Source organism: Mesorhizobium sp. LEGMi-168a, assembly GCF_058312955.1.
Genome location: NZ_JBZEGV010000003.1, coordinates 215,636 through 231,017 on the forward strand (window position 1 = coordinate 215,636; position 15,382 = coordinate 231,017).

The window sequence follows — 15,382 nt, forward strand, 5'->3', positions numbered from 1 at the left end:
TCACGTTCCGAGGCGCCGCGCTTCACGCCGCCCCGGTCACCAGCGCCACCAGCTCGTTGCCGGTCGTTTCGGAGGCGCGCACCGTCGCCACCATCCTGCCGGCGCGCATCACCCAGATCTGGTCGGAGAGGCGCCGCACCTGATCGAAATTATGGCTGATCAGGATGACGCTGACCCCTTGCTCGCGCAGCTTGCGGATCAGCGCCTCGACATTGGCCGTCTCCTGCACGCCAAGCGCCGCCGTCGGCTCGTCCATCACCACCAGCTTGGCGCCCGAGCCGGCGGCGCGGCAGATCGAGATCGCCTGCCGCTGCCCGCCCGAAAGGCGCCGCACGCGCTGGCTCACCGAAGGCACGTTGATCGACAGTTTGGACAGCATGGCGCGCGCTTGGGCCTTCATCGCCTTGCGATCGAGCAGCGCGAACGGGCCGATACGACGCACGATCTCGCGGTTGAGGAACAGGTTCTGCGCCACCGTCAATTCGTCGATCAGCGCCAGGTTCTGATGCACCGTCTCGATGCCTGCCTTGCGCGCCTCGTCCGGATTGGAGAACGGGTGCTGGCGGCCGTCGAAATAGATCGCGCCGCCGTCGGGCTGATGCACGCCGACCAGGCAGCGGATCAGCGTCGACTTGCCGGCGCCATTGTCTCCGATCACCGCGGTGACTTCGCCGCGGCGCGCCTGGAAGCCGACATCGGTGAAGGCGCGGATGCCGCCGAAATGCTTGCTCAGTCCTTCGCAGGCGAGGACCGCTTCGGAGGCCTGGATGTGATTGACGACGCTCATTTTTGGTACCGCATGATCAGCGCCGCCAGCACCACAATGGCGCCCACGGCAAGCGGTTGGTAGAAGGCCGAGACGCTGAGCAGCGTCAGCCCGTTGACGAGCGCCGTGAGCATCAGCGCGCCGATGGCGGGCCCAAGGATGCTGGCACGGCCGCCGAACAGGCTGACGCCGCCGAGCACCACGGCTGCCACCGAATTCAACAGCAGGCTGGTGTTGATCTGCGGCTCGGCCGAGCCGATGCGTGCCACCAGAAGGATCGCGGCGATGCCGGCGCAGAAGCCGGAGATCGTGTAAGCGGCGATCTTGACCCGGTTGGTGCGGATGCCGAGCGCGGCCGCACTTTCGGCCTGGCCGCCTGTCGCGAGCAGATGCACGCCGAAACGCGTGTGGTAGAGCGCGATATGGGCGACGACGACCGCCGCGATCGCCACCCAGACGGGATAGCCGAACGGTCCGAAGGAGCCGGAGGCGAGTTTGAGCAGAAAGGTCGAGCCGACCATGGTCGGCTCGCCGCCGGAGATGATCAGCCCGAGCCCGGTGACGCCGGAGAGCGTGCCGAGCGTGACGACGAAATCGGGAATGCGCCCGGCCGTGATCAGCACGCCGTTGAGCAGGCCGATCGCGCTGGTGGCGAGCACCGCGAGCACGCAGGCCGCGAAGACGCCCCAGCCGGCGGCGTTGGTGAGACCGAGGATCACGGCGCCCAGCATGACGGAAGCGGCGAGCGACAGGTCGATGCCGGAGGTCGCGACGACGAAGGTCTGGCCGATCGACAGCACGACCAGGATTGCGGCCGAGAGCAGCAGCGCCTGCAGATTGGCGATGCTGAGGAAGACCGGCTGGGTAATGCCGAACAGGATGACGAGGCCGACCAGGCCGACGACGGACGCCCAGTCGGCCCAGAAGGAAGGGTCGAGGAGGAGAGCCGCTAGGGAGCGGCGGCTCTCCTCCGTGGCGCCCGCCTGTGGGACAGCAGGCGCGTTGTCGGCGGGAAGGCTCACTTCAGCATCTCGCGGAAGGGATCGGGATAGTCGCCGCCGGGCCGCGGAAAGTTTTTCAGCGACGCTTCGGCATTGTCCTTGTTGATCAAGAGCACCGGCGCCGGCACGTTGGCGGGCAGTTCCTTGCCCATCGCGGCCACCTTGCAGGCCTCGACGCCCATCGCGCCGACCACGTAAGGGTATTGCGCGACGGTGGCGGACAACTCACCCGCAGCCACCGACTTCAGCGCATCGACGATGCCGTCGAGGCCGATCACCTTGACATCCTTGCCGGAGGTCTGCACGGCCCGCTCGACGCCGAGCGCCATGATGTCGTTGGCGGCGAAGAAGCCGGCGAGATCGGGATGCGCCTGCAGGATGTCGGTGGCCGCCGTCAGCGCCTTCTCGCGGTCCCAGTCCGCACTCACCATCACCACCACCTCGAGCTTGCCCTCGACCGCCTGCTTGAAGCCCTTGATGCGGGCGTTGGAGCCGACGTCGCCGACAATGCCGGCGATCAGCGCGACCTTGGAGCCCTTCGGCACCAGCTTCAGCATTTCCTCACCGGCCAGCGCGCCGGCGGCAACGTTATCGGTGCCGATATAGGTGGAGACGGCAAAGCCGGCGGCCTTGGCCTGCTCGGCGTCGATGGTGCTGTCGATGTTGACGATCGGCTTCTTCTTCTGCGCGACCGGCACCAGCGCCTGCACCAGGTTGGAGACGCTGATCGGGTTGGTCAGGTAGCAGTCGTAATCCTGCATCGCCATGGCGGTCAGCTTGTCGGCCTGGCCGGTCGCGTCGCCCATATTGGCGGCAGCCTGAACGGTGACGGCGACGCTGTCGCTCTTGGCCTGCTCCTCGATGCCTTTCTGCATGTACTGGAAGAAGGGGTTGTCGAGACCTTTCACGATCGCCGCGACCTTCGCTTCTCCCGCATAGGCCGGCGCCGAGATGATGGTGGCAAGCAGGCCCGCGCCAAGCGTCAGGCCGTTGAAGATGCGCATGGATATTCCTCCTCCGAATTTCTGGTTGTCGCCTCGTTTTCCGCGAGTGCGAATGCCTGACGCGACACAAGCGACCCCGACACTTGTCCTGCGAAAGTGATGATCGGACGCCGACCGCGACGTGCGCGGGCCGCGACCCCCTGGCTCGGGTTTTTCCATGTCAGGCATTGCTCCTCCCAGAGCGCTGGCCTAGGCCTCGCCAGCATTTCCGCATGTTTTAGAAAAATTTGACACGCGTCAAGAATTAAAATGATGCGCTGTGGGTTTTGATGTGTTGCGGTGCGGCAGGGAGGGAAGGGAGCACCGTGGTTTTCGTCATCCTCGGGCGGAGCAAGGAGCGAAGCGACACGGCGCAGACCCGGGGATCCATTCCGTTCCCGTGACGCACCGCGGCGATGCAAAATTTTGCGCCTGCGGCCGAGGAAATAACTGCGCCGCCGCGGCGCTCGAAAGTCACGGGCATGGATTCCAGGGTCTTCGCGACGGAGCTCTGCTCGTGCTCCGCCTTGGAATGACGAAGTTAGGCCTGGGCCGAACGCAGCGGCCTCAGCGCCGGCCCTTCCGGCCGGAACAGATGGCAGGCGGAGGGCGCGATATCGAGCGCGATCGGCGTGTGCAGCGGGGTCGCGTCGCCGCCTTCGGCCTGCACTACCAGCGTGACGTCAGGCCCGGCCTCGACATGGAAGATGGTCAGGCTGCCGAGCCGCTCGGCGAGCGCTGCCTGTCCCTTGAATGGGCCGTCGGGCGCGAGTTTAAGGTGCTCCGGCCGCATGCCGAGCAGCAGCTCGTCACCGGCCTTGGCGCCGCCTGCCTCGACCGGCACGGTGAGCGTCTTGCCGTCTGGAAGGTTGACACCGATGCCGTCGGCCCCGGTTGAGGCCACCTTCACCTTGACCAGGTTCATCTTCGGCGAACCGATGAAGCCGGCGACGAAAGTGTTGGCCGGCCGGTTGTAGAGGTCGAGCGGCGATCCGACCTGCTCGATATTGCCGGCGTTGAGCACGACGATCTTGTCCGCCATGGTCATGGCTTCGATCTGATCGTGGGTGACATAGATCATCGTCGCCTGGAGCTGATCGTGCAGCCGCATCAGCTCCAGCCGCATGCTGACGCGAAGCGCGGCATCGAGATTGGACAGCGGCTCGTCGAAGAGGAAGACTTTCGGGTTGCGCACGATGGCGCGGCCGATGGCGACGCGCTGGCGCTGGCCGCCGGACAGCGCCTTCGGCCGCCGGTCGAGCAGATGCGCAAGCTGCAGCACGTCGGCCGCCTCCTTGACCTTGCGCTCGCGCTCCTGAACGGGAACGCCGGCGATCTTCAGCGCGAAGCCCATATTCTCGGCCACGCTCATATGCGGGTAAAGCGCGTAGGACTGGAACACCATCGCAAGCCCGCGCTCCGACGGGTCGATGTCGTTGGCGCGTCCGCCGTCGATGGTGAGGTCACCGGCGGTGATCTTCTCCAGCCCGGCGATCATGCGCAGCAAGGTCGACTTGCCGCAGCCGGACGGACCGACGAAGACGACGAATTCGCGGTTGGCGACGTCGAGATCGATGCCCTTGATGATCTCCGCCGATCCGTAGGATTTGCGCACGCCGCGCAGCTTGAGCTCAGCCATGGCTTGCCTCCCTGGCGCCGGACGGTTCTCCGACGCAGTTCTTGGTCTCTTCGTCCTGCACCATCGCCAGCGCCGTGCCGGGCTCGCCCTCCCACAGGATGAGGCTTGCAGCGCCGACCAGCCCGGCGCGGTCGCCGAGCTCGGCCGGCACGATCGGCACGTCGCGATAGGCTTGCATGGCGCGCTCCTCGACCGTTGCCCTGATGCCGGGCGCCAGAAGGTCGAATCCGTTCGCGAGCCCGCCGCCCATGACGATCAAATCCGGCGAATAGAGATGCAGGAGATTGGTGAAGCCGATGCCGAGCCACCGTGCCTCCGCTTCGACCAGCGCGCGAGCGCTGGCGTCGCCAGCGCGAGCGGCTTCGACGACATGCCGGGCCGAGACATCGCCGTCATTGGAAAGGCGCCTGAGCAGCGAGCCGTCGCCGGGCGCGGTGAGCCGCGTCGCTCGGCGCCCGAGCGCGGTGCCGGAGGCTACCGCCTCGAAGCAGCCGACATTGCCGCAAAAGCAGCGGTCGCCTTCGCCGGTGATCGTCATGTGACCGATCTCGGCGGCCAGACCGCGTCGGCCATGATAGATGTGGCCGTCGGCGACGACGCCGCCGCCGATGCCTGTCGACACGGTGACGAAGACAAGCGATCCCGCGCCGCGGCCGGCGCCGAAGCGCCATTCGCCGAGCGCCGCCGCGTTGGCGTCGTTCTCCAGCCGCACCCGCAGGCCGAACTGCCGGCTGAGAATGTCGATCAGCGGCACATTGTGCCAGCCGGCCAGCGTCGGCGGCCCGATGACGATGCCCGCCTTGGGATCCAGCGGCCCCGGCGCGCACATGCCGATGCCAATGACCTTCGCCTGCGGGTGCTCGCTGAGCAGCTTGTCCGCCAGGGCGATGATCTGGCCGATCACCGCTTCCGATCCGGCGCCTGCCAATGTCGGCGCCGATACGCGCGCAGCCACGTCGCCGCTGCGCTCGACCAGCGCGCCGCGCAGCTCCGTGCCGCCGAGATCGAAGGCAAGCGCGAGCGTGCTCATCAGGCGGCTGCCTTCAATCCATGCAGCCAGGCCATGCGCTTGGCGAGATCGGGATCGCCGAAAGCGAGCGAACCCAGCACCACCGTGTCGGCGCCGGCGGCGCGCAGCAGCGGCACCGTCTCATGGCGGATGCCGCCATCGGCGGCGAGGATAATATCGGCTTCCCGGCCGGCCTTCCGCATCAGGGCGCGCGCCTCGATCAGGCGCGGGCAGGCCTGGTCGGACAGGCTCTGCCCCTTGACGCCGATCGAGGTGCCGAGCAGCGTGACGAAAGCGACGTCCGGCAGGAAAGGAACGATGGCGGAGACCGGCGTCTCCAGCCGCAGCACCACGCCGGCCGCGGCGCCGAGCTCATGCGCCAGCTTGACGGCGCTGAGTCCCGCCTCGCCATTCTCGGCATGGATTGTGACGAGGTCGGCGCCGGCCTCGATGAACTGGCGCGTCTGCGCCTCGACGATTTCGGCCTCGACCATCAGATGCACATGGATGGGCTTCGCCGTCAGCCTGGCGATGCGCGCCACCAGGTCGGGGAAGAACAGGAAGCCGGGCGTGAAACGGGCGTCCGCCACGTCGATATGATGCATGTCGGCATAAGCTTCGATGCGCTTCAGGTCGCGCTCCATATTGGCGAGGTCCGCCGACCACAGCGAGAACTCGCCGATGAGCCGGTTGCGCGGCAGTGCGGCGATGGCCGCGGGTCCGGAGAGGGGTTTGCTGGTCATGACGGAATGAGGCTCCGGGCATTCGAGTGAGACTGGAGGAAGGAACTGATCTGCTCATGCAGTGCGCCGAAATGCTTCGCGCTGTCGCGTGCCTTCGGCGTGATCTCGGCGAAGACCGCGTCGGGTATTGCCGCGGCAAGCGTGTAGGCGGTCGACAGCGGGTGGACGGCGTCCATTGCGTTGCCGACGACAAGCACCGGAATGTCGAGCGCGGCCGCGTCGTGTTCCGAAACGCCCGGCCCGTCGCTGGCGATGTTGGCAAGGACTTGCGCGAAAGCCCTGGCGTCCGGTCGGTCGAAATAGCCAAGCAGCGAGGACAGATTGTCGGGCGCCTCGCGATAGAGGCGCGTGGCAGTCTCCGATTGCGCGAAGATCGTCCGCGCTTTGTCGGTCCCGTGCCCGAGGATGAGCTCGGCGACCTCGGCAATCGGCTGCATGTTCGCCGGCGCGGCAGCGAAGGTCCACGCCGGCCGCACCAGGATGAGGCTGGCGACGCGCCGCGGATGACGGCAGGCGAGGCGCAGCGCGATCGCCGCGCCCATCGAGACGCCGCCGGCGACGAAACGGTCGAGGCCGGCCTGGTCGGCAGCGGCAAGAACGTCATCGGCGAACATTTCGAAGGAGAACGGCCGCCGCTCGCCGAGCCCCGAGCCGCCATGGCCGCGGCATTCCAGCGTGAGGCGGCGGAAGCCGGCGGGAAAAGTCTGGGCGACCTGCGCCTCGCCGCCGCCCAGCCCGTGCTGGAATACCACCGACAGGCCTTCGCCTGTGTCGATGACGCGGAGCGCGGCGCCGTCGCGGAGCAGCGTTTGGCTCGCCATCACACCAGCTCCTTGAGGAAACGGGCGACGCCCGGCGCCTCCTCGGCCGAAAGCCCGTGCGTCACCAGCGGCCCGTCGAAGCCGGTGGCTTTCAGGCGAGCGATGAAGTCGGCGAAGTCGACGACACCTTGCCCTGCGGTGGCGAAGCGGCCGTCGGCGAAGCGATCCTTGGCGTGCGCCAGCGCGACATGGCCGGCCGTGCGCTCGACCGCTTCGGCAACGATGGTGCGTGCCTCCTCGGCATTTGCCTGCTCGAACAGGTTTGCCGGATCGAGCACGATGCGCAGCCGCTGCGAGCCCATCTCGGAAATCAGCCGCACCGCATCATCGGCCGAAGTCACGATGTTGGCTTGTTCCGGCTCGATGCCGAGATCGACGCCATGACGCTCGGCGAGCCGAAGCGCCTTCTCCACCTCCCGCGCCATGTCCGTCCAGGCCGACGGGTCGGCATTGTCGGGATGATGCGCCCACTGGTCCTCGGCGTTGCGCGTTCCGGTGCAGAGCGTGACAAGAGGGATCGAAAGGCTGGCGGCTGTCTCGATCACCACCGCCAGTCGACGCAGCCCGTCGTCGCGCACTCGGCTATCCGGATGCGCCATATTGTAGGTGCCTGAGAGCGCGACAAGGCCGACGCCCGAAGCCTTGGCGGCGGCATCGATGGCGTGGATCGCTTCGTCTGGGATCTCATCCGGCATCGACGGCAGGCCGGCGCAGGCGAGATTGAACTGGGTGACCGCAAATCCCGCGTCGCGCACGGCGGCGAGCACGCCGGCCGGTTCGCTGCCCGGAAAAGTCTTGGCGAACACCCCGACCTGCATCAGACCGCTCCCGTCACGCCGGCGAGCGCGACGCGCTCGCCGCTTTCGACCGAGCGGGCGATCGCCACCATGGCGCGGATCGAGGCAAGCCCGTCCTCGACAGTGGCGCCGCGCTGCGGCTTGCCGTCGAGCACCGTTTCGGCGAGGCCCTCGAGCTGGCGGCGGAAGAAATGGCCGTCGGCGCCGAGCGGCCTGCGCGAGGTCGCATCCTTCTCGTGAAAAATGTCGACCTCGCTGGCGCGGAAATACCAGGGATTGAACGTCTTCGCGATCACCGAGCCGTTCTCGCCATAAAGCTGAAAGCCCTCGTGCCAGTCCATGCGCACGGCGACGGTGAGGTCGAGATGGCCGAGCGCGCCATTGGCGAATTCGGTCTCGACGAACCAACAATAGGCGCCGAAGCGTTCGTTGAGGCGCGCGCGGACGGCAGTAATCTCCCCGCACAGGAAACGCGCCGTGTCGACCAGATGCGAGCCATGCGCCAGCATGAAATACTGCCTCAGGTCCGCCTTCGGATTGCCGGACGGCTTCTTCGCGAGCTTGCTGGTGATGGGCAGCGGCTGCACGGCATCGGTGTTGGTGTAGCGATGGGTGGAATCGCAATACCAGGCCTTCAGCGCCAGGATATCGCCCATCTCGTCGCGGACGAAATCGCGCGCGGCTTCCAGCGCCGGATCGAAGCGCTTCATGTGCCCGACCTGCAGCACCTTGCCCGAGCGCTTGACCGCTTCGGCCAGCGTCTCGCCTTCCTCGACCGAGACCCCGATCGGCTTTTCGCACAGCACGTGCTTGCCGGCTTCCAGCGCCTTGATCGACATCGGCACGTGATAGGCGTCGGAGGTCGCGACGATCACCGCCTCGAGCTCGGGATCGGCGAGCATCTCGTCATAGTCGCCATACATTTTTTCCGGCTCATAGGTGGCGCCCATGCGAGCCAAGAGATCGGGCGCGGCATCGCAGATCGCGTAGAGATCGGCATTGCTCGCCTTCACGCAGGACTCCAGATGCGCGAACTGCGCGATCGGCCCGCAGCCGAGCACACCGACTCGAAGGCGACGGTCTTTCTTGCGGATCATCGTCTCAGGCCCCGTAGCCGCGCATGGTCTGGCGATTGGTCTTCACGGCTCCAGCCGGATCGGCGGCGGCCGTCTCGGATTCCTCTTCCAGCACCAGCCAGCCGTTGAAGTTGGGCGCGGCGCTGGCGATCTCGATCACCTTCGCCGTGTCGCAGACGCCCTTGCCGAGCATCGCCCAGGTGCCACTTGCATCGACGTCCTTCAGGTGCACGTAGCGGATGCGGTCGCGATAGGTAGTGAGCGTGTCGGCCATGTCCTGATGGCCGCGCAATATGTGGCCGGTGTCCGGCACCCAGCCGACCAGCGAGGCGTCGACCAGCGAAAAGATCCGGTCATAGTCGGCGCGGTCGAAGAGCAGCGTGTTGTGATGCGAGCTCGGATGCACCGCCACCTGGACGCCGGCCCTGCGGCCGATCTCGCCGGCCTTGTTGTAGACCTCGGCGGCAATGGCGAACTTGTCGTCGCGCGGCCCGTCGGAGACGACGGTTGCCGAACCCATCGACACCAGCGCGCCGGGAAAGGCGGCGGCGAAGTCGATCCAGCGTTTCGCTGTGTCGAGGTCGGCCCCGATCTGTTCCTTCAGTGTGAAGCCGCTCTTCGAGCCGAAGGCGAAGGAGACGAGCGTCAAGCCGCGTGACTTCAGCGCGGCGGCGAACTCCGCTGGCTTGCCGGCATAGCGGCCGATCATCGTGTCGGTGATCTCGATGCCGGCATAGCCGCCATCGGCGATCGCCTTCAACAGATCGTCCGGGCCGCCGGTGAAGCGGTCTCCCAGCATTTCCCAGGTGAAGGTCTGGCAGCCGACTTTGAGGTCTTTCACGTTCATCCTTTCATTCCTTGATGCCGCCTTGGGTCAAGCCTTCGATGATGTGGCGCTGGAAGAACAGCACCAGCACGATCAGCGGAACGGTGACGACGGCCGAGGCCGCGGCGATATCGCCCCAGGGCACGTAATAGAGGTTGGTGAAGTTGGCGATGCCGACGGGGATCGTCTGGCGGTCGATGTTGGAGGTGAAGGCGAGCGCGAACAGGAACTCGTTCCAGGCGCTGATGAAGGCAAGCAGGCCGGTGGTCACTAGGCTCGGCAGCGACATCGGCAGGATGATGTGCCAGAGCAGGCCGGGGATGGAGACGCCGTCCATGCGCGCCGCCTCGTCGATCTCGCGCGGCAGCGTCTCGAAATAGCCGAACAGCACCCAGGTGACCAGCGGCAGGCCGAGCGCCAGATAGGTGATGATCAGCGCCGTATAGGTGTCGAGCAGGCCGAGATTGGTCGCCACCAGATAGAGCGGCCCGACCAGCGCGATCTGCGGGAACATCGACACCGAGAGGATGACCATCAGGATGCCGAAGCGGCCCTTGACGTTGAGCCGTGACAGCGCGAAGGCGGCAAGTGAGCCGACGACAAGGCACAGGAAGGTCGTCGCCAGCGACACCACCAGCGAATTCCAGACATAGCGGTGCAATTCCTTCTCGACGAAGGCGTTGTAGTAATGCTCCAGCGTGAACGGATGCGGGATCAGCGACGGCGAGCCCGAGGTCAGCGCCTTGTCGAGCTGGAACGACGTCGAGAACTGCCAGATGAACGGGCCGCCCGACCAGACCAGGATCAGGAAGGCGCCGAGGTAGATGGCGAAGCTCTGCAGTGGCGAGCGCGTGTCGTTCATTGCGCCCTCCTGATCTGGCGGATGAGGAAGAGCACGAAGACCAGCGCGATGATGCCTTCGGTGACGAACATCGCCGTCGAGACCGCGGAGCCGTAGCCGAACTGCAGCGTCGAAAACAGCACCTTGTAGGAGAGCGTCGACAGCGTCTCGGTGGAATCGGCAGGCCCGCCGCCGGTCAGCACATAGACCAGGTCGAAGACGCGGAAAGCGTCGAGCGCGCGAAACAGGCCGGCGATCAGCAGCGTCGGCATCAAGAGCGGCAGGCGGATGTACCAGAAGGTTACCCAGCCCTTGGCGCCGTCCATGCGCGCCGCTTCGATCAGCGAATTGGGGATGGTCTGCAGGCCGGTGAGCAACAGCAGCGCCATGAACGGCGTCGTCTTCCAGACATCGGCGATGATGATGGTGGTCATCGCCGTGTCGGCGGAACCATACCAGTTGATGTTCTGGTCGATCAGCCCGGCATGCAGCAGAATGTAGTTGATGATGCCGTTCTGGCCGTTGAACAGCCAGCCGAACATCTTTGAAGTGACGACGGTGGGCATCGCCCACGGCACCAGCATCGCGGCCCGCACCAGGCCGCGCCCCTTGAAGGCCTCGAACAGGATGAGCGCCATGCCAAGCCCGATCACCGTCTCCAGCACGGTGGAGGCGAAGGTGAACCACATCGTGTGCCACCAGGCGTTCCAGAACTGCGCGTCACCCCAGAGCTGCGCGTAATTGGCGAAGCCGGTGAAGTCCTGCTCCTGCGTGATCAGCGAGGTGTTGGTGAGCGAGAGATAGAGGCCGTTGACGATCGGATAGAAGGAGACCGACGCCAGCGACACGAAGGCCGGCGTCAGCAGGATGAGGGCCCACAAGGCGCTTGGAAGCGCCTTGCCAAGCCGCCGCGGCCGGCCAGCGCCAGATAGAGTGGCGGCCGCGGTCATGGTCAGGCGACGATCTTGTTGATCTGGTCGGCGAGCGCGTCCATCTCGGCCTGGACGTTGCCGGAGACCAGCGCCTTGGAGATGCCGGACTGCAAGGCCAGTGTCACCTTGGCGTATTCGGCCGTCTTCGGCCGCGCGGTGGCGCCGGTGAACACCTTCTCGAGGCTCGCCATGAAGGGCTGTTCCTTCTTGATCTGCGCATCCTGGAACAGCGCCGGCCGCGTCGGCGCCAGGCCGAAGTTGAGCGCGATGCGGTGCTGCGTCTCGGTCGACGACAGCCAGGTGAGCAATTCGATGGCCGCCTCGCGCTGCTTCGAGTTGGCGTTGACGCCGAGCTGGTAGCCGCCGAGGCAGGCCGAGCTCTTGCCGCCGGCGAAGGACGGCAGCGGCGCCACGCCGACCTTGTCCACCACCTGCGAGGTCTTGGCGTCCTGCGCGATCGGCCAGACATAGGACCAGTTGCGCATGAACAACGCCTTGCCCGAGGTGAAGGGCTGGCGCGACGGCTCTTCGTCCCAGGACAGCACGTCCTGCGGGCTGATCTTGGTCTTGCCGATGGTGTCGTAGAGGAACTGGATCGCCTCGACCGCGCCCTTCTGGTTGATCAGCGCCGACTTGCCGTCGGGCGCAAGGATGGCGCCGTTGTTGGAAGTGATGATCTCGACCGCATCGCAGACCAGGACCTCGGCCTGCTTGCCTTGCCACAGATAGCCGAAATCGATATCGCCGGCCTTCTGCGCGGCCGCAGCTGTGGTCGCCATGTCGGCCCAGGTTTCCGGCACCTTGCCGCCATGCTTCTCCAGCACGTCCTTGCGGTAATAGAACATGCCCGAATCCATGAACCAGGGCAGGGCGGTAAGCTTGCCGTCATAGGTACAGGCATCGAGCGTCCCGGTGAAGTAGGCGCTGCGCTTGTCGGCCGGGAAATACTCGTCCAGCGGCAGCGCCCAGCCGGCGGCGGCAAAGCCGGCGATCCAGATCACGTCCTGGCTGAAGACGTCCGGCGTGCCGTTGCGGCGGGCAAGCTGCTGCACCAGGCCCTGATACACTTCCGTCGAGGAGCTCGGCGGCGGCAGCTCGATGTTCTTGACCAGGATGCGGTCCTGCGATTCGTTGAAGGCCTTGATCAGGTCGCCGAAGGTCTCCTTGCCGAAAAAGGCTGCGCTGGCGAAGCTGATTTCGGCGCGCGACTGGGCACGCGCCTTGCGGATGCCGAGACCGGTGCCCAGCGCTGCGGCGCCCAGCATGCCGGCGCCGATGAGAAACTGCCGGCGGTCGGCAATCGTGACGTGCCCAACGGGCATCGTCGTGACGTGACCCACAAGCTTAGAGTCGGCGGTCGGCCGTTTTTTCATGTCAGTCATTTTCTCCTCCAGAAGGCTGGCGGCCTCCGATGCTGCGCCAGCGTTTTCACATGCTCTATAAAAATTTTACGCGCGTCAAGATTTAAAATGCGCTATAGCGAGTCACGAAAATTGTCCGCCGCCATTGCGGCGGGTTGTCTTGAGCGCCGCCGCATTGGGAGGTCGGAAGGAAAATGCAAGCAAAATCAGGGGAAAAGCTCGGCATCGGCGTTATCGGCTGCGGTAACATATCGATGACCTATCTGCGCAACGCGGCACTTTTTTCCGGTGTGGAATTGCGCGCCTGCGCCGATATTTCCGCCGACATGGCCGCCTTGCGCGCCAAGGAATACGGCATCCGCGCGCTCGGCGTCGATGCGCTGCTCGCCGATCCGGAGGTCGATCTCGTCCTCAACCTCACCATTCCCTCGGCGCATTTCGACATCACCCACTCGGCGCTCTCGGCCGGAAAACATGTCTTCACCGAAAAACCTCTCGCGACCTCCGCCAGCGACGGCCGCAGGCTGGTCGCCGAGGCGGCCAAGCGCGGTTTGCTGCTGGGCTCGGCGCCCGACACCTTCCTTGGCGCCGCCGGGCGGCGGGCACGCCGGCTGATGGACGAGGGCGCGATCGGCCGCGCCGTAACCGGCACCGCCTTCATGATGGGTCGCGGCATGGAGCACTGGCACCCCAATCCGCAATTCTACTATCAGCCGGGCGGCGGTCCGGTCTTCGATATGGGGCCTTATTATCTGACGATGCTCGTCAACCTGCTCGGCCCGGTCGCCCGCGTCATGGCGATGGCGACGCGCGGCCAGGAGGAGCGGCTGATCACCGCGGAGGGTCCTTACAAGAACACCAGTTTCAGAGTCGGCACGCCGACCAACATCCTGTCGCTGCTCGAATTCCGTTCCGGCGCCACCGTAGCCTTCGGCGCGTCGTGGGATGTCTTCAGGCACTCGAACCATCCGATCGAACTGCACGGCACGGAAGGGTCGCTCAGGCTGCCCGACCCCGACACTTTTGGCGGCACTGTCTCGCTGTCGGCGCGCGGCGACGACTGGAAGAATTTCGAGAGCGAAAGCGAGCTCTATGGCGCGCGCAACTGGCCCTATGCCGCGCCGGACCGTGCCAACTACCGCATGCTCGGCGTCGCCGACCTGGCGCGGTCGCTGGCGGAAGGCAGGAGGCCGCGCGCGTCCGGCGAACTGGCGCTGCACGTGCTGGAGATCATGGAAGCGATCCTCGCCTCCGGCGAGAGCCGCAACTCCGTCGCGGTCGTCGGCACGGTCGACCAGCCGCCGCTGCTTAGCGAGGAAGAGGCGGCGAGCTTGCTTGCCTGAGACGCAGTGACCGCTGGCGGGAGTCCGCCCCAGCTTTCCGCAGGACTCAGGCCGACTGGCGCATCACCAGCGTCGCGTCGAGGTTGACCTTCGGCGCGACGGCCGTGCCGTCCTCGTCGAGCAAGGTAAGCAGCGTCTCGACGCTGCGGCCGGCCATCGCCGCGAAATCCTGCGCCATTGTGGTGAGCGCCGGGCAGGTGTAGCGGCTGAGCGGATGGTCGTCGTGGGCTGCGACGCGCAGGTCGCAATCCGCCTTGCGGCCCACCTTCAGCCCCTTCGAGAAGGCCGCCGCCATCACGCCGAAGGCAAGGCGGTCATTGGCGCACAGGATGGTCTTGCCGGGCAGGCCGCCATTGCCGAGCAGCTTTTCCGTCTGCTCGTAGCCGATCCGTTCAAACTCCCATGTGTAATCCTCGATGTTGCCGAAGACGAGCGGCTTCTGGCCAAGCCGCTTCATGGCATCGATGTAGCTCTCCACCCGCTCGCGCGAATTGTGATTGACGTGCGGGATATCGAAATAGACCGGCGCGTCGCCCGAGCGGCAAAGATAGTCGACGATGGTCGACATGCTCTGCACATTGTTGTTGCCGACGAAAGGCGTGTCGCCTTCGAGATAGGTGTCGAAATAGACGATCGGGATCGCCTGCGTCAGCTTCTCGATCGCCCGCTGGTCCGAGCGCCGGCCGAGCGGCGCAATCAGCGCGCCCGAAACCTTCAGCGACAGGATGGTTCGAGTCGCTTCCGCCTCGAGCTCGCTCGACCCATGCGAGGAAATGACGATCGGCCAATAGCCTTCGTCGCGCAGCCTGAGCTCGATGCGGCTGACCATCTCGGAATAGAACGGGTCGGTCACCGTCGGCACGACGATGCCGATGCTGCGGGTGCGCTTGCGGTTGAGATTGCGCGCGAACAAATTGGGCTGGTAGTCGGACGAGCGCAGCGCCTCCTCGATCCGCTTTCTGGTCGCCGGTTTGACGCTGGTCGGATCGTCGAAATATTTGGAAAGAGTGGGTCTGGAGACGCCGCAGGAACGGGCGAAATCCTCCATTGTCTTATGCGTCATCGGCATTCAAATCCTCGCGACATGGAATCCTTGCTCCCATGCGCTGCCTCGGTGCCTACATACGGTGCGCCGGCGCGCGACTGCAAGTTGAAACTTTACAGATAACTTTGCAAGTTTCAACGCGCCTTGTGAAATTATTCCACGCGTAAATTTATTAATTGACGTGAAAAATCCAAGGTCG

General features: G+C 65.6%; 15 protein-coding genes. 1 reads left to right on the forward strand and 14 read right to left on the reverse strand.

Annotated elements, in window-relative coordinates:
* Positions 1 to 22: 22 nt before the first annotated feature.
* The 13 genes from AC4FWB_RS06605 to AC4FWB_RS06665 all read right to left on the reverse strand — a co-directional run bounded on the left by AC4FWB_RS06605 (position 23) and on the right by AC4FWB_RS06665 (position 12,816).
* Positions 23 to 787 (reverse strand): ATP-binding cassette domain-containing protein, encoded by a 765-nt coding sequence (locus AC4FWB_RS06605; RefSeq protein ID WP_491025064.1) that lies wholly within the window; start codon positions 785 to 787, stop codon positions 23 to 25.
* Entirely contained in the window at positions 784 to 1,788 is a 1,005-nt protein-coding gene (locus AC4FWB_RS06610) for an ABC transporter permease (protein WP_491025065.1), read from the reverse strand. Before AC4FWB_RS06610 ends, AC4FWB_RS06605 begins: the two co-directional genes overlap by 4 nt.
* The gene (locus tag AC4FWB_RS06615) at positions 1,785 to 2,771 is read right to left on the reverse strand and encodes a sugar ABC transporter substrate-binding protein (RefSeq protein ID WP_491025066.1); all 987 of its coding nucleotides are present in this window, start codon (positions 2,769 to 2,771) and stop codon (positions 1,785 to 1,787) included. The genes AC4FWB_RS06610 and AC4FWB_RS06615 overlap by 4 nt, the downstream gene beginning before the upstream one ends.
* A gap of 520 nt (positions 2,772 to 3,291) precedes the next feature.
* Positions 3,292 to 4,389 (reverse strand): ABC transporter ATP-binding protein, encoded by a 1,098-nt coding sequence (locus AC4FWB_RS06620; RefSeq protein ID WP_491025067.1) that lies wholly within the window; start codon positions 4,387 to 4,389, stop codon positions 3,292 to 3,294.
* Positions 4,382 to 5,419, reverse strand: coding sequence for an ROK family protein (locus tag AC4FWB_RS06625; RefSeq protein WP_491025068.1), 1,038 nt, complete (start codon positions 5,417 to 5,419; stop codon positions 4,382 to 4,384). Before AC4FWB_RS06625 ends, AC4FWB_RS06620 begins: the two co-directional genes overlap by 8 nt.
* Positions 5,419 to 6,141: a ribulose-phosphate 3-epimerase gene (locus AC4FWB_RS06630; RefSeq protein ID WP_491025069.1), complete on the reverse strand. Its 723-nt coding sequence runs from the start codon at positions 6,139 to 6,141 to the stop codon at positions 5,419 to 5,421. The genes AC4FWB_RS06625 and AC4FWB_RS06630 overlap by 1 nt, the downstream gene beginning before the upstream one ends.
* Positions 6,138 to 6,962, reverse strand: coding sequence for an alpha/beta fold hydrolase (locus AC4FWB_RS06635; RefSeq protein WP_491025070.1), 825 nt, complete (start codon positions 6,960 to 6,962; stop codon positions 6,138 to 6,140). Before AC4FWB_RS06635 ends, AC4FWB_RS06630 begins: the two co-directional genes overlap by 4 nt.
* Complete coding sequence (locus tag AC4FWB_RS06640) at positions 6,962 to 7,780, reverse strand: sugar phosphate isomerase/epimerase family protein (protein ID WP_491025071.1); 819 nt, start codon at positions 7,778 to 7,780, stop codon at positions 6,962 to 6,964. Before AC4FWB_RS06640 ends, AC4FWB_RS06635 begins: the two co-directional genes overlap by 1 nt.
* The gene (locus AC4FWB_RS06645; RefSeq protein WP_491025072.1) at positions 7,780 to 8,856 is read right to left on the reverse strand and encodes a Gfo/Idh/MocA family protein; all 1,077 of its coding nucleotides are present in this window, start codon (positions 8,854 to 8,856) and stop codon (positions 7,780 to 7,782) included. The genes AC4FWB_RS06640 and AC4FWB_RS06645 overlap by 1 nt, the downstream gene beginning before the upstream one ends.
* Before the next feature lie 4 nt (positions 8,857 to 8,860).
* Positions 8,861 to 9,682 carry a sugar phosphate isomerase/epimerase family protein gene (locus AC4FWB_RS06650; RefSeq protein WP_491025073.1) on the reverse strand — a complete coding sequence of 274 codons (822 nt, stop codon included), beginning with the start codon at positions 9,680 to 9,682 and terminating at the stop codon, positions 8,861 to 8,863.
* Positions 9,683 to 9,686: 4 nt separating this feature from the next.
* Complete coding sequence (locus AC4FWB_RS06655) at positions 9,687 to 10,523, reverse strand: carbohydrate ABC transporter permease (protein ID WP_491025074.1); 837 nt, start codon at positions 10,521 to 10,523, stop codon at positions 9,687 to 9,689.
* Complete coding sequence (locus tag AC4FWB_RS06660; protein ID WP_491025075.1) at positions 10,520 to 11,452, reverse strand: carbohydrate ABC transporter permease; 933 nt, start codon at positions 11,450 to 11,452, stop codon at positions 10,520 to 10,522. Before AC4FWB_RS06660 ends, AC4FWB_RS06655 begins: the two co-directional genes overlap by 4 nt.
* A 2-nt stretch (positions 11,453 to 11,454) precedes the next feature.
* Positions 11,455 to 12,816, reverse strand: a complete 1,362-nt coding sequence (locus tag AC4FWB_RS06665) for an ABC transporter substrate-binding protein (RefSeq protein ID WP_491025076.1) — start codon at positions 12,814 to 12,816, stop codon at positions 11,455 to 11,457.
* Between the two features lie 173 nt (positions 12,817 to 12,989).
* On the opposite strand from AC4FWB_RS06665, the gene AC4FWB_RS06670 reads away from it, so the two are divergent.
* The gene (locus AC4FWB_RS06670) at positions 12,990 to 14,138 is read left to right on the forward strand and encodes a Gfo/Idh/MocA family protein (RefSeq protein ID WP_491025077.1); all 1,149 of its coding nucleotides are present in this window, start codon (positions 12,990 to 12,992) and stop codon (positions 14,136 to 14,138) included.
* Positions 14,139 to 14,184: 46 nt separating this feature from the next.
* Here the strand turns inward: AC4FWB_RS06670 and AC4FWB_RS06675 are convergent, their stop codons facing one another.
* Positions 14,185 to 15,207: a LacI family DNA-binding transcriptional regulator gene (locus AC4FWB_RS06675; RefSeq protein ID WP_491025078.1), complete on the reverse strand. Its 1,023-nt coding sequence runs from the start codon at positions 15,205 to 15,207 to the stop codon at positions 14,185 to 14,187.
* Positions 15,208 to 15,382: the final 175 nt, after the last annotated feature.

Coding starts and splice junctions, on each gene's coding strand:
- AC4FWB_RS06605 (WP_491025064.1), bottom strand. CDS start 787: ATGAGCGTCGTCAATCACATCCAGGCCTCCGAAGCGGTCCTCGCCTGC.
- AC4FWB_RS06615 (WP_491025066.1), bottom strand. CDS start 2,771: ATGCGCATCTTCAACGGCCTGACGCTTGGCGCGGGCCTGCTTGCCACC.
- AC4FWB_RS06620 (WP_491025067.1), bottom strand. CDS start 4,389: ATGGCTGAGCTCAAGCTGCGCGGCGTGCGCAAATCCTACGGATCGGCG.
- AC4FWB_RS06625 (WP_491025068.1), bottom strand. CDS start 5,419: ATGAGCACGCTCGCGCTTGCCTTCGATCTCGGCGGCACGGAGCTGCGC.
- AC4FWB_RS06630 (WP_491025069.1), bottom strand. CDS start 6,141: ATGACCAGCAAACCCCTCTCCGGACCCGCGGCCATCGCCGCACTGCCG.
- AC4FWB_RS06635 (WP_491025070.1), bottom strand. CDS start 6,962: ATGGCGAGCCAAACGCTGCTCCGCGACGGCGCCGCGCTCCGCGTCATC.
- AC4FWB_RS06640 (WP_491025071.1), bottom strand. CDS start 7,780: ATGCAGGTCGGGGTGTTCGCCAAGACTTTTCCGGGCAGCGAACCGGCC.
- AC4FWB_RS06645 (WP_491025072.1), bottom strand. CDS start 8,856: ATGATCCGCAAGAAAGACCGTCGCCTTCGAGTCGGTGTGCTCGGCTGC.
- AC4FWB_RS06650 (WP_491025073.1), bottom strand. CDS start 9,682: ATGAACGTGAAAGACCTCAAAGTCGGCTGCCAGACCTTCACCTGGGAA.
- AC4FWB_RS06655 (WP_491025074.1), bottom strand. CDS start 10,523: ATGAACGACACGCGCTCGCCACTGCAGAGCTTCGCCATCTACCTCGGC.
- AC4FWB_RS06660 (WP_491025075.1), bottom strand. CDS start 11,452: ATGACCGCGGCCGCCACTCTATCTGGCGCTGGCCGGCCGCGGCGGCTT.
- AC4FWB_RS06665 (WP_491025076.1), bottom strand. CDS start 12,816: ATGACTGACATGAAAAAACGGCCGACCGCCGACTCTAAGCTTGTGGGT.
- AC4FWB_RS06670 (WP_491025077.1), top strand. CDS start 12,990: ATGCAAGCAAAATCAGGGGAAAAGCTCGGCATCGGCGTTATCGGCTGC.
- AC4FWB_RS06675 (WP_491025078.1), bottom strand. CDS start 15,207: ATGCCGATGACGCATAAGACAATGGAGGATTTCGCCCGTTCCTGCGGC.